The organism is Pseudomonas sp. WHRI 8519 (genome assembly GCF_040224055.2).
Taxonomy (GTDB): domain Bacteria; phylum Pseudomonadota; class Gammaproteobacteria; order Pseudomonadales; family Pseudomonadaceae; genus Aquipseudomonas; species Aquipseudomonas putida_X.
This window is the reverse complement of record NZ_CP167996.1, coordinates 1,689,664-1,701,406: the sequence shown is the minus strand read 5'-3', so window position 1 is coordinate 1,701,406 and position 11,743 is coordinate 1,689,664. Positions and strand designations below refer to the sequence as shown.

Genomic DNA, 11,743 nt, shown 5'->3' with positions numbered 1-11,743 from the left:
CCGAACCAGCCTTCAACTGGTGATCAACCGCTCGCGCAGCTTGGTAATCTCGTCGCGCAACTGCGCCGCTGCCTCGAATTCCAGGTCGCGGGCAAACTGCATCATTTTCTCTTCCAGTTGCTTGATGCGCTTGGTGATCTCGCCCGGCGTACGCAGTTCGGCTTCGTAACGGGCGCTCTCCTCTGCGGCCTTGGCCATGCCCTTGCGCTTCTTGCTGCGCGCCCCCGGCACGGTGGCGCCTTCCATGATATCGGCAATGTCCTTGACCACGCCCTTGGGCACGATGCCATTGGCCTGGTTGAAGGCGACCTGCTTCTCCCGGCGGCGCTCGGTTTCATCGATGGCACGCTGCATGGAGCCGGTTATCTGATCGGCATAGAGAATCGCGCGACCATTGAGGTTACGCGCCGCACGCCCGATGGTCTGGATGAGCGAGCGCTCCGAGCGCAGGAAGCCTTCCTTGTCGGCATCGAGGATCGCCACCAGCGACACCTCAGGCATGTCCAGGCCCTCGCGCAGCAGGTTGATGCCCACAAGGACGTCGAACGTGCCCAGGCGCAGGTCACGGATGATCTCTACCCGTTCCACGGTGTCGATGTCCGAGTGCAGGTAGCGCACCCGCACATCGTGATCGGCCAGATAATCGGAAAGGTCCTCTGCCATGCGCTTGGTCAACGTGGTGGCCAGCACCCGCTCGCCCTGCTCCACACGCTTGCGGATTTCCGATAGCAGGTCGTCGACCTGGGTCAGCGCCGGGCGCACCTCGACCTGCGGGTCGACCAGCCCGGTCGGGCGCACCACCTGCTCGACCACTCGCCCGGCGTGCTCGGCCTCATAAGGCCCGGGGGTTGCCGAAACGAAGATGGTCTGCGGGCTGACCGACTCCCACTCATCGAAGCGCATCGGCCGGTTGTCCAGCGCCGACGGCAGGCGAAAACCGTACTCGACCAGGGTTTCCTTACGCGAGCGGTCACCCTTGTACATCGCCCCGACCTGCGGAACGCTGACGTGGGATTCGTCGATCACCAGCAGCGCATCGGCCGGCAGATAGTCGTAGAGGGTGGGCGGCGGCGCACCCGCCGGGCGCCCGGACAGGTAGCGCGAGTAGTTCTCGATGCCATTGCAGTAACCCAGTTCGAGGATCATCTCCAGGTCGAACCGGGTACGCTGCTCCAGGCGCTGGGCCTCGACCAGCTTGTTGGCCTTGTGCAAGTACTCGAGGCGGTCCTTGAGCTCGTCCTTGATCCCTTCTACCGCCTCCAACAGGGTTTCCCGAGGGGTGACGTAGTGGCTCTTGGGGTAGAAGGTGAAGCGCGGCAGCTTGCGAAAGACTTCGCCGGTGAGCGGGTCGAACGCAGCGATGTTCTCTACCTCGTCGTCGAACAGCTCGATGCGGATGGCTTCAAGGTCCGATTCGGCCGGGAAGATATCGACGACATCGCCGCGCACACGGAAGGTGGCGCGGGCGAAATCCATCTCGTTGCGCGTGTACTGCAGATCGGCCAGGCGGCGCAGCAGCGCGCGCTGGTCAAGCTTGTCGCCGCGGTCGACGTGCAGGACCATCTTCAGGTAGGTCTCGGGGCTGCCCAGGCCGTAGATGCACGAAACCGTGGTGACGATGATCGCATCGCGGCGCTCCAGCAGCGCCTTGGTCGCAGACAGCCGCATCTGCTCGATGTGGTCGTTGATCGAAGCATCCTTCTCGATGAAGGTGTCCGACGACGGCACGTAGGCTTCGGGCTGGTAATAGTCGTAATAGGAAACGAAATACTCGACGGCGTTGTTCGGGAAGAACGCCTTGAACTCGCCATACAACTGCGCGGCCAGCGTCTTGTTGGGCGCCAGCACCAAGGTCGGGCGCTGCACCTGCGCGATGACGTTGGCAATGCTGAAGGTCTTGCCTGAGCCGGTTACACCGAGCAGGGTCTGGTGCGACAGGCCCGCCTCGATGCCCTCTACCATCTGGCGGATGGCCTCGGGCTGGTCGCCGGCCGGCTGAAAACGGGTGACGAGCTGGAACTCGGACATGTCGGACCTCGCGGTAACGCAGTAACTGTAAATTTAGCCAGTAGTCTATACCCAAATGCGCCCGCCAGGGGTCGCATTCAAGGCGTCGCAGTGCACGCTCCCTGCGGTGGACCCGGCAAATCGACCAATGGTTGAAAAAAATTTGCGCAAATCGCCGTAAAAGCTGCGCCGCACTGTCGCAGTGACCGGTCGGTATCACTATACTGACTCCCCGTTTGTGCACCGCTTCAGTGCATTCGGCTGGAGCGTGTACGCCCTATCACTCTCCATTCAGAGCCAAGGTAACAATGAGCCTGTTTTCCGCTGTCGAGCTGGCACCCCGCGACCCCATTCTGGGCCTCAACGAAGCATTCAACGCCGACCCCCGTACCGACAAGGTCAACCTGGGTGTGGGCGTGTATTGCAATGAGGAAGGCCGCATTCCGCTGCTGCGCGCCGTGATCGAAGCCGAAACCCAGCGTGCTGCCCAGCATGCTTCGCGCGGCTACCTGCCGATCGACGGCATCGCCACCTACGACCAGGCCGTGCAGAAGCTGATTTTCGGCGCCGAGTCGCCACTGCTGGCCGCCGGCCGCGTGGTGACCGTACAGGCCGTTGGCGGTACCGGTGCACTGAAGATCGGCGCCGACTTCCTCAAGCGCCTGTCGCCCAATGCCGTGGTCGCCATCAGCGACCCGAGCTGGGAAAACCACCGCGCCCTGTTTGAAACCGCCGGCTTCCCGGTACAGAACTACCGCTACTACGACGCCCCGAGCAACGACGTCAACCGCGCCGGCATGCTCGAAGACCTGAACAGCCTGCCGTCCGGCTCGATCATTGTCCTGCACGCCTGCTGCCACAACCCGACAGGCGTCGACCTGAGCCTGGACGACTGGAAAAACGTGCTGGAAGTGGTCAAGGCCAAGGGCCACGTGCCGTTCCTGGACATGGCCTACCAGGGCTTTGGCGAGGGCATCGGCGAAGACGCCTTTGCCGTGCGCCTGTTCGCCGAGTCGGGCCTGGACTTCTTCGTTTCCAGCTCGTTCTCCAAGTCGTTCTCGCTGTACGGCGAACGCGTTGGCGCACTGTCGATCGTTACCGGCAACAAAGACGAGAGCACCCGCGTGCTGTCGCAAGTCAAGCGCGTGATCCGTACCACCTACTCCAACCCGCCGACCCACGGTGCAACCATCGTCGCCACCGTGCTCAACAGTGCCGAACTGCGTCAAATGTGGGAGGCCGAACTGGGTGAAATGCGCCAGCGCATCCACGGCATGCGCAAGCAGATGGTCGAACTGCTGGCCCAATACGGCGCCAAGCGCGACTTCAGCTTCGTCGGCCGTCAAGCGGGCATGTTCTCCTACTCGGGCCTGACCGTAGAGCAAGTGGCACGCCTGAAGAACGAGTTCGGCATCTATGCACTGGACACCGGCCGTATCGCTGTGGCCGCACTCAACCAGAGCAATATCCACGTGGTGACCAAGGCCATCGTAGAAGTACTGTAACTGCTTGATTTGGCTGCCTGATTTGCTGGGGGCGGGTTGACTTGCCCCTGGCAATCAGTAAGATAGGCGCAGATTCCGCGATAGCTCAGTCGGTAGAGCAAATGACTGTTAATCATTGGGTCCCTGGTTCGAGTCCAGGTCGCGGAGCCAAATACCAAAAACCTCCAGATGCGCAAGCACTGGAGGTTTTTTCATGGCTACGCAAAAGTAATCAGCAGTCGCGCCCGATGGGGTAGAACTGCCCATGGCTCCAGACGCCCAGCCATGGCTCGCCATCGATCTCACCAGGCACCGCCAGCTCGACCAGCTGGTAGAACACATTGCGATGGATCAATGCCTCCAGGTTGCTGCGCATCAGCACATAGGGCGAAGGCTCCTGAGTGACAGGGTCGACCTCCACCCGCAGCGGATTGCCCGGCCCGGCCTCAACCTGGTCCTCGACGTTGCTGGTAAAACTCAGCACCTGCTGCTCACCCACACCCCGCACATCCAGCGTCACGGCAACGAACGGCGCATCGTCGACCCGAATACCGACTTTCTCCACCGGGGTGACCAGGAAGTAGTCGTCGCCATCGCGACGGATGATGGTGGAGAACAAGCGCACCATGGGCTTGCGCCCGATAGGCGTACCCAGGTAGTACCAGGTACCGTCACGCGCGATCCGCATATCGATGTCGCCACAGAAGTCCGGATTCCACAGATGCACCGGCGGCAGCCCCTTGTGTTTGGGTAACTGCGCCAGAAGATCGTTGGCCTTGCCGGAATCTGTCATCACCCTGCCCTCACTCACTCATACCCAGAAGGCTACGAGCGTACTCGCGCATCGGCGCTGCGAGCAAATCCTGCGGCGTATTGTCGTGGAACGTCAACAAACCGCCACGGCTTTTGATACGCGCAGTGTCTATGAGGTAGCGGGTATTGGTTTCGATCAGCATCATCTGTACCACACCGGTGTCCCAGCCCAAGCGGTCGACAGCCTGCTCGTCATACCACTCATCACCGTTGCCGATACGGTCGTCGGTGCGGGCAAAACGGGTGTACAGCACATAGTCGGCGCCGACCGAGCGGGCCTCAGCGATGGCCTCTTCGAGCCCCAGCGGGCCCTGGGCCCGCCGCACCAGCGGGAAATACTCGACGAAGCTCTTGAAGGCCTCCTCGGCGACCACGTTCTGCTTGGGTACTGGCCCCTTGCTTGGCGGCACGAAGGCGCCCTGGCCGATGAAGATGAACGAATCGGGCTGCAGGCGAATCGACAGCGTGCGGCGTGTGTCGCTGTGATCCAGCAGGCCGGCATCGCTCATGTGGTAACGGACGCCCTCGCCCATATCGCTGACATTCATGCAGCCGCCCAGCGCCATAAGCGCCAGCAGCAAGACCAGGCTACGCATCTTTCCTCCAGTGACCGGCGACGAAAAACCGGCGAATAGCCGGCGGATGCAGCTTTTGCGCCAGATCAGCCGCCGATCACCTTCATCACCATCACGTCACCCGAAAACGCCAGCGCCTGTTTGTCAGCCAACGCTTTGACCAGCAACCGCTGCAGGGCTGGCAGCGCCAGATGACGAGGCTGCTCCAATAGATCGCCGACAAAGTGACGGTTGCTCGACGACAGGCACCCATGCAGCCAGCCGGTCGATGACAGGCGCAGGCGCGAGCAGCTTCGGCAAAACGGTACGCTCTCGTTGGCAATCACGCCGAAATGGCCTTTGCCCGGTATCTGGTAACGCAGCGCAGTGGCATCCAGCGGCGCATCGGCCCTCTCGAAAGCATGTGCCTGGCCAATCAGGTCCAGCAGCTGGTCGAGGCTAACGAACTGCTGCAGGAATGCGTTGTGATCACGGGCCAGATGGCCCATGCGCATCAGTTCGATGAAACGCAACTCGAAGCCTCGGGCCAGGCAGTAGTCGAGCATGGGCACAACCTGGTCCAGGTTCTGCCCACGCATGGGCACCATGTTCACCTTGATCTGCATGCCCCTGGCACTGGCCTGCTGCATGCCCGCGAGCACGCTGGGCAGGTCGCCACCGCGGGCGATGCGTCGAAATGCCTGGGGGTCCAGCGTGTCGAGGGAGACATTCAGGCGACGGATGCCGGCCGCCTGCAACTGCGGCAATTTACGCCCGAGCAACTGACCATTGGTCGTCAGGGTGATGTCCTGGAGTTCGAGCTTGGCCACTGCCGCCAAAAAAGCATCCAGCCTGGGGCTGACCAGTGGCTCACCCCCGGTGATACGCAAGCGCTCGATACCGGCGGCTTCGATCAGATAGGCCACCCCGCGGGCCAGCGCCTCGGCGGACAGCTCATCCTGCGCCGCAACCAGGCGTTTGCCGTTGGGCACGCAGTAGCTGCAGGCATAGTTGCAGGCAGCCGTCAGGCTGACGCGCAGGTTGCGAAAACGCCTGCCTTGACGATCGACAATCATGAATGACTCCGGCATGGATGAAACGGGGCCGGCAAAACCTGACTCAAAATTCAGGTTTTTGCAAGCCCCCGTTCCACTCCGGGGTCAGTGGAGCGGGATGCAGTGGTTCAGCTCGCCGGTTCCGGATCACGCTTGCGCTTGTTGCCCATGCGCACGCCGATATCCATGAGGAACTGGAAGAAACCTTCCTGATCCTCGAGCACGTTGCTCCAGAATGGCGAGTGGTACAGCGCCACGGCACCGTGCACCAAGGCCCAGGCGGCGCAGTAATGGAAGTATGGCGGCACGTCTTCGAGCTTGCCTTCGCTGATGCGGCCCTTGATCAGCTGGGTCAGCCGATCGAAGTTGGAGGCACGTATGCTGTGCAGCTCCTCGACCATCTCCGGCACCTGGTTGCCCTTGACCACCTTTTCTTCCAGGCGATCGAACAACCGGTAACGCTGCGGGTCGCGCATGCGGAACTCGAAATAGGCGCGCGACAGCGCCTCCTTGTCGCGGTCGACATCGGCCGAATGCAACAGCGCATTCAGGTCGCGCTCGTAGTCGAGCATCAGGCGCAGGTAGATCTCCGCCTTGGACTTGAAGTGCTTGTAGATCGTACCTTTGCCGATACCGACGGCGTCAGCGATCATCTCGACGGTGACACTGTCTTCACCCTGTTCGAGAAACAGCTTGAGCGCAGTATCGAGGATTTCCTGTTCGCGACGGCGAAACTCACGGACCTTACGAGGTTCTTTCTGCATGGGAAGGACTGGATGACATTGAAGCGGTTTATTATGCCTAACTTGCAGCAAATTGCACGGATCATCCAACCATGTCTATGTTTCACGATGAGTTCGACCAGGCGCCGGGGCTGTGCTACCTGAACCACGCGGCCATCGCCCCCTGGCCACGCAGGGCCAGCGAAGCCGTGGCGCGCTTCGCGCAGGAAAACGTGAAACGGGGCGCCAGTGACTACCCGGCATGGCTGGCCACCGAGCGCCGCCTGCGTGAACGGCTGGCGCGCCTGCTCAACGCGCCCTCACGCGGCGATATCGCGTTGGTCAAGAACACATCCGAAGCGCTGTCGCTGGTGGCTTTCGGCCTGGACTGGCAGCATGGCGACCAGGTGGTGATCAGCGACGAGGAGTTCCCTTCCAACCGGGTGGTTTGGGAAGCGCTGACGGATCGCGGCGTCGAGGTGGTGCAGGCGAGCCTTGCCGGAGCCGATCCTGAGGCCTCGCTCCTAGCCGCCTGCACCGGGCGCACACGCCTGCTGGCGGTCAGCGCCGTGCAGTTCGGCAGCGGCCTGCGCCTGGACCTGGCGCGCCTGGGCCAGGGGTGCCGGGCACGCAATGTGCTGTTCTGCGTCGATGCCATTCAGCAGATTGGCGCCGTGCCTTTCGACGTGCAGCGCTATGACTGTGATTTCGCCATGGCTGACGGCCACAAGTGGATGCTGGGCCCTGAGGGCCTGGGGGTATTTTACTGCAGGGCCGCGCTGCGCCCGCAGCTTAGGCTCAACGCCTATGGCTGGCACATGCTGGATAACCTGGGGGACTTCGAACGCCGTCAATGGCAGCCGGCCCGCAGCGCCCGACGGTTCGAATGTGGTAGCCCGAACATGCTGGGCGCTTGCGCGCTGGAGGCCAGCCTGTCGCTGCTCGAGGACGTCGGCATGGACGAAGTTGCCCGGCAATTGCAGCGCCGCGTCGAGCAGTTGCACCAAGGGCTGGCGGGTATCGCCGGGATCCAACTGCACAGCCCGGACACCCCGCAGCGCCGGGGTGGGATTGTCACATTCAGTATTTGCGGCCAGAGCAACGCGGACATTTATCGCAGCCTGATGGCAGAGCGGACGATCTGTGCCCTGCGCGGCCCAGGTGTGCGCTTTTCCCCGCACTTCTATACCAGTGAGCAGCTTATCGACGAAGCTGTGCAGCAAGTTCGGCGCCTGGCCATGCGCTGAGGAAGGAAGCGAGCTCTGGCGTATTCCAAATCTGTTTAAAAAACGAACAATTGCCACTGGCACTGCGCCAAACCTGACCAATACTAGAAGTGTTGGCGCGGCGCATCCCCCCCAGTGGCGCGCCGATAAAGGTACTCACGGACCGCGTACCTTTGTTTTACTCCTAATGGTCTTAACCCGGATTCCTCCCCCAGAACCCGGGTTTTTTTTGCCTGGATGACGACAGTGAGCCCGCTGCGCCGCTCATCGTGAGCGCCCTGGTCAGGCCACCCGGGCCAAGGGGAACAGGCGCTTGAAGTTATCGGTGGTCTGCCCGGCCAACTGCTCGTAGCTGACGCCACGCAAGGACGCCACGTACTCGGCCACCTCTCGCACGTACTGCGGCAGGTTCGGCTTGCCACGGTAAGGAATCGGAGCCAGGTACGGCGAATCGGTCTCCACCAGCAATCGATCGACCGGCACCTGTCGCGCCACCTCGCGCAAGGCATCGGCATTGCGGAAGGTGACAATGCCGGACAGCGAAATGTAGTAACCCAGGTCCAGGGCCGCTCTGGCCATCTCCCAGTCCTCGGTGAAGCAATGCAACACGCCGGCTTGTGGCAGGCTGGCCTCACGCAGCAGCGCCAAGGTGTCGGCTTTGGCTGCTCGCGTGTGCACGATCACCGGTTTGCCGGTCTGGCGCGATGCCTCCAGGTGCAAGCGGAACGACGCCTGTTGCAGTTCGGCCGCTTCCGGCTCGTAGTGGTAGTCCAGCCCGGTTTCGCCAATCGCGACGACATGCGGGTGCGCCAGTTCGCGCAAGAGCCATTCCAACGCCGGGGTCTCGCCGGGTGCCAGGTCAAGCGGGTGCACGCCCACCGAGCAGTCGACATCGGCGTACTGCTCGGCCAGCGCCTTCACTGCACCGGCATTTTCGGCACTGACACCGATACACAGAAAATGCCCGACCCCGCGCTCGCGGGCCGCCTGCAGGGCGGCATCGAGAGAGCCCTGATGGGCACTGAGGTCAAGACGGTCGAGGTGACAATGAGAATCTACGAGCATGGGAGACGTCACACATGAAAAATTGAAGAATCAGCGGGAACCAGGCAACTGCACCCAGTGGGCCAGCAAGGCTTCCAGCAGCAGCACGCGGTTGAGGTTGGCCTTGCCCAGCACCTTCTGGCGCTGCTCGAGGATCCACGCCTGCACCTCGAGCACCTTGGCCTGCCGGCTCTTCTGCGCAAGGTATTGCACAACCTTGCGCATATCGGCCAAGCCTAGCCCCTCCTCGTCCTGGGTCAATTGATAACGCAAGACCAGGTGCGACCAGTCAAAGAACCAGTCGAACAGCAACAGCAGGGGCACACCACTCCAGGCCTCGGCCAGCTGAGTGGGTGATTGTTGCTGCTTGAGCAGCTTTTTCACGCCATCGGTCACCAGCGCACGCTGCTCGCGCACCCCTTGGGCCTGCAGGTTCACCGCCATCAACGGCGAGCCGGCAGCGAGGGTCAGCAGCTCGTCACGCTCGGCCTCGTCACTGTCGGCCAGCGCGGTGGCCAGCCAGGCCTGGCTCTGGGCAAGGCTCGGCTGTGGGCAGCTGACTTGCTGGCAGCGGCTCTTGATGGTCGGCAACAGGCGGCTGGGCTGGTGGCTGACCAGTAGCAGCACGGTGTCGCCGGAGGGCTCTTCCAGGCTTTTGAGCAGGGCGTTGGAAGCATTGACGTTCATCGCCTCGACCGGCTCGATCAGGATGACCTTGCGCCCACCCAGCTGCGCGGTCTGCACGACGAAGGACACCAGCTCGCGCACCTGATCGACCTTGATCGGCTTGTCAGCCTCTTCCGGCTCCAGCACAAAGTTGTCTGGATGGCTGCCCGCCTTGAGCAGCAAGCAGGACTTGCACTGCCCACAGGCATCGAGCCCCTGTGGCTGCTGGCACAACAAGCGGGCCATCAGGCGCTCGGCCAAGGCGCGCTTGCCGATACCTTGCGGCCCGTGCAGCAGGTAGGCGTGGGCGTGCAGCGCACGCCCGGCCAACTGCTGCCACAGCGCCTGCTGCCAAGGGTAGGCTTCAGCCACGGCAACGCTCCAGGATGCCCGGCAACAGCGCGTCTATGGCGCGCTGCACGGCTTCCAGCGGCTGCGCCGCGTCCAGCAGATCGTAGCGCTGCGGCTCGCGTTGCGCGCGCTGCAGGTAAGCCTGGCGCACGGCCTCGAAGAAGGCCTGCCCCTCCTGCTCGAAACGATCCAGCCGCCCACGGGCGGCGGCACGGGCCAACCCGACTTCCACCGGCAGGTCGAAAACCAGCGTCAGGTCGGGGCGCAACTGGCCTTGGACAAACTGCTCCAGCACGGCGATCCGCTCCACCGAAAGGCCGCGGCCACCGCCTTGGTAGGCGTAGGTAGCGTCGGTGAAACGATCACACAGCACCACGGCGCCGCGGTCCAGCGCCGGGCGGATCACCTGCGCCAGATGCTGGGCGCGCGCGGCGAACACCAACAGCAGCTCGGTATCGGCAGCCATCACCTCATCACTGGGTGCCAACAGCAGTTCGCGCACCTTTTCAGCCAGCGGCGTACCGCCAGGCTCGCGGGTCAGCACCACATCCAGCCCCTGCTCTCGCAGGCGTGCCGCCAGGTAATCACGGTTGGTACTTTTGCCCGCGCCTTCGGGGCCTTCCAGGGTAATAAACAAGCCGCTCACAGGCAGTCCTTAATGTTGTTCGTCAGCTGCAGGGGCGTCGGCCGGAGCGGGGTCGCTGGCCGGTGCCGGGTCCTGTGCAGAGGGCTCGTCCGACTCTGGCGATGCTTGGGCAGGTACACCCTGGGCATCCGGCTGAGCCTGGGGAGCAGGGCTTGACCGGTAATCCGCGCGCCGCTTGAGCTGATACTCGCGCACTGCCGAGTTATGATCGTCCAGATCGTCGGAGAACACATGGCTGCCATCACCCCGGGCGACGAAGTACAGGCTGGTGCCATCGGCTGGATGCAGCGCCGCGTGAATCGCCTCCCGCCCGACCATGGCGATCGGCGTGGGCGGCAGCCCAGCGATGGTGTAGGTGTTGTAAGGCGTGGGCTCACGCAAGTCGGCGCGGGTGATTCTGCCGTTGTAGCGTTCGCCCATGCCGTAAATGACAGTAGGGTCTGTCTGCAGCATCATGCCCAGCCGCAGGCGACGAACGAACACCCCGGCAATCTGCCCGCGCTCCTGGGGGATGCCGGTTTCCTTCTCCACCAGCGAAGCCATGATCAACGCCTGGTACGGGTCACGATAAGGCAGGTCGGTGGCGCGTTCGGCCCACTCCTGGGCCAGCACTTCATCCAGCCGCATATAGGCCTGCTGCAATAGCTCGACGTCACTCATGCCTCGCACGAAACGGTAGGTATCTGGGAAGAACCGGCCTTCCGGGAACACGCCGGTATGGCCAAGCTTGTCCATGACCTCGGCGTCGGAAAGCCCTTCCAGGGTGTGCTTGATTTTCTCATGCCTGGCGATCGCCGAACGCACCTGGCGGAACGTCCAACCCTCCACCAGCGTCAGGTTGTACTGCACCACATCGGCACGGCGCCAGGCATCGAACAAATCTTCGACGGTCATGCCCGGCGTGATGCGATACTCGCCGGTTTTCAGGGGCGTACCGGCCATGTTGAAGCGCCAGTACAGGCGCAACCAGAAGGCGTCATCGAGCAACCCCTCGCCTTCCATGCGGTAGAACATGCGATTGGGGTTGGTGCCACTGGGCACGTCGAGCAGTTGCTCCTGCGTCACGCGCAGGGGCTGCTCCAGCACCGAGTTGACCTTCCAGGCAGCCCAGCCCAATGCCAGGCCGGCCAGGATCAAGCCCATTTCCAGCAGCAGCAGGATTTTGCGTCTCACGA

11 protein-coding genes and 1 tRNA gene are annotated in these 11,743 nt (G+C 62.8%); 3 read left to right on the top strand and 9 right to left on the bottom strand.

Translation table 11 applies throughout. The features are described 5' to 3' along the window. Window positions 1-12: 12 nt before the first annotated feature. Window positions 13-2,028, bottom strand: a complete 2,016-nt coding sequence (uvrB, locus tag ABRP30_RS07710) for an excinuclease ABC subunit UvrB (RefSeq protein WP_241803045.1) — start codon at window positions 2,026-2,028, stop codon at window positions 13-15. Window positions 2,029-2,315: 287 nt separating this feature from the next. On the opposite strand from uvrB, the gene ABRP30_RS07705 reads away from it, so the two are divergent. Then, window positions 2,316-3,512, top strand: coding sequence for an amino acid aminotransferase (locus tag ABRP30_RS07705; RefSeq protein WP_267822098.1), 1,197 nt, complete (start codon window positions 2,316-2,318; stop codon window positions 3,510-3,512). Window positions 3,513-3,586: 74 nt separating this feature from the next. After that, a tRNA-Asn gene (locus ABRP30_RS07700) sits at window positions 3,587-3,662 on the top strand. Window positions 3,663-3,723: 61 nt separating this feature from the next. On the opposite strand, the gene ABRP30_RS07695 is transcribed toward ABRP30_RS07700, so the two are convergent. The 4 genes from ABRP30_RS07695 to ABRP30_RS07680 all read right to left on the bottom strand — a co-directional run bounded on the left by ABRP30_RS07695 (window position 3,724) and on the right by ABRP30_RS07680 (window position 6,677). After that, window positions 3,724-4,284 carry a DUF1285 domain-containing protein gene (locus ABRP30_RS07695; protein ID WP_267822096.1) on the bottom strand — a complete coding sequence of 187 codons (561 nt, stop codon included), beginning with the start codon at window positions 4,282-4,284 and terminating at the stop codon, window positions 3,724-3,726. 10 nt (window positions 4,285-4,294) lie between these two features. Beyond that, the gene (locus tag ABRP30_RS07690; protein ID WP_267822094.1) at window positions 4,295-4,900 is read right to left on the bottom strand and encodes a DUF4823 domain-containing protein; all 606 of its coding nucleotides are present in this window, start codon (window positions 4,898-4,900) and stop codon (window positions 4,295-4,297) included. A gap of 65 nt (window positions 4,901-4,965) precedes the next feature. Next, a complete protein-coding gene (locus ABRP30_RS07685) occupies window positions 4,966-5,934 on the bottom strand; it encodes a radical SAM protein (RefSeq protein WP_349976539.1) in 969 nt (322 codons plus the stop codon). A gap of 107 nt (window positions 5,935-6,041) precedes the next feature. Next, window positions 6,042-6,677: a TetR/AcrR family transcriptional regulator gene (locus tag ABRP30_RS07680; RefSeq protein ID WP_012313442.1), complete on the bottom strand. Its 636-nt coding sequence runs from the start codon at window positions 6,675-6,677 to the stop codon at window positions 6,042-6,044. Window positions 6,678-6,748: 71 nt separating this feature from the next. On the opposite strand from ABRP30_RS07680, the gene ABRP30_RS07675 reads away from it, so the two are divergent. Continuing rightward, window positions 6,749-7,882 (top strand): aminotransferase class V-fold PLP-dependent enzyme, encoded by a 1,134-nt coding sequence (locus ABRP30_RS07675; RefSeq protein WP_349976538.1) that lies wholly within the window; start codon window positions 6,749-6,751, stop codon window positions 7,880-7,882. Between the two features lie 261 nt (window positions 7,883-8,143). Here ABRP30_RS07675 and ABRP30_RS07670 read toward each other — a convergent pair whose 3' ends face one another. Genes ABRP30_RS07670 through mltG form a run of 4 tightly spaced genes read right to left on the bottom strand, consistent with a single transcriptional unit; the run spans window position 8,144 to window position 11,741 of the window. Beyond that, on the bottom strand, window positions 8,144-8,926 hold the full coding sequence (locus tag ABRP30_RS07670; RefSeq protein WP_241803039.1) for a TatD family hydrolase: 783 nt from the start codon (window positions 8,924-8,926) through the stop codon (window positions 8,144-8,146). Window positions 8,927-8,956: 30 nt separating this feature from the next. Then, the gene (locus tag ABRP30_RS07665) at window positions 8,957-9,943 is read right to left on the bottom strand and encodes a DNA polymerase III subunit delta' (RefSeq protein WP_241803038.1); all 987 of its coding nucleotides are present in this window, start codon (window positions 9,941-9,943) and stop codon (window positions 8,957-8,959) included. Beyond that, window positions 9,936-10,568, bottom strand: a complete 633-nt coding sequence (gene tmk / locus ABRP30_RS07660) for a dTMP kinase (protein ID WP_241803037.1) — start codon at window positions 10,566-10,568, stop codon at window positions 9,936-9,938. Before tmk ends, ABRP30_RS07665 begins: the two co-directional genes overlap by 8 nt. A gap of 9 nt (window positions 10,569-10,577) precedes the next feature. Next, a complete protein-coding gene (mltG, locus tag ABRP30_RS07655) occupies window positions 10,578-11,741 on the bottom strand; it encodes an endolytic transglycosylase MltG (protein WP_349976537.1) in 1,164 nt (387 codons plus the stop codon). Between the last annotated feature and the right edge of the window lie 2 nt (window positions 11,742-11,743).

Excerpts from the sequence above, each read along its gene's own strand:
- ABRP30_RS07670 (WP_241803039.1), bottom strand. The coding sequence starts at position 8,926 with ATGCTCGTAGATTCTCATTGTCACCTCGACCGTCTTGACCTCAGTGCC.
- ABRP30_RS07680 (WP_012313442.1), bottom strand. The coding sequence starts at position 6,677 with ATGCAGAAAGAACCTCGTAAGGTCCGTGAGTTTCGCCGTCGCGAACAG.
- ABRP30_RS07695 (WP_267822096.1), bottom strand. The coding sequence starts at position 4,284 with ATGACAGATTCCGGCAAGGCCAACGATCTTCTGGCGCAGTTACCCAAA.
- ABRP30_RS07675 (WP_349976538.1), top strand. The coding sequence starts at position 6,749 with ATGTCTATGTTTCACGATGAGTTCGACCAGGCGCCGGGGCTGTGCTAC.
- ABRP30_RS07685 (WP_349976539.1), bottom strand. The coding sequence starts at position 5,934 with ATGATTGTCGATCGTCAAGGCAGGCGTTTTCGCAACCTGCGCGTCAGC.
- ABRP30_RS07690 (WP_267822094.1), bottom strand. The coding sequence starts at position 4,900 with ATGCGTAGCCTGGTCTTGCTGCTGGCGCTTATGGCGCTGGGCGGCTGC.
- uvrB (WP_241803045.1), bottom strand. The coding sequence starts at position 2,028 with ATGTCCGAGTTCCAGCTCGTCACCCGTTTTCAGCCGGCCGGCGACCAG.
- ABRP30_RS07705 (WP_267822098.1), top strand. The coding sequence starts at position 2,316 with ATGAGCCTGTTTTCCGCTGTCGAGCTGGCACCCCGCGACCCCATTCTG.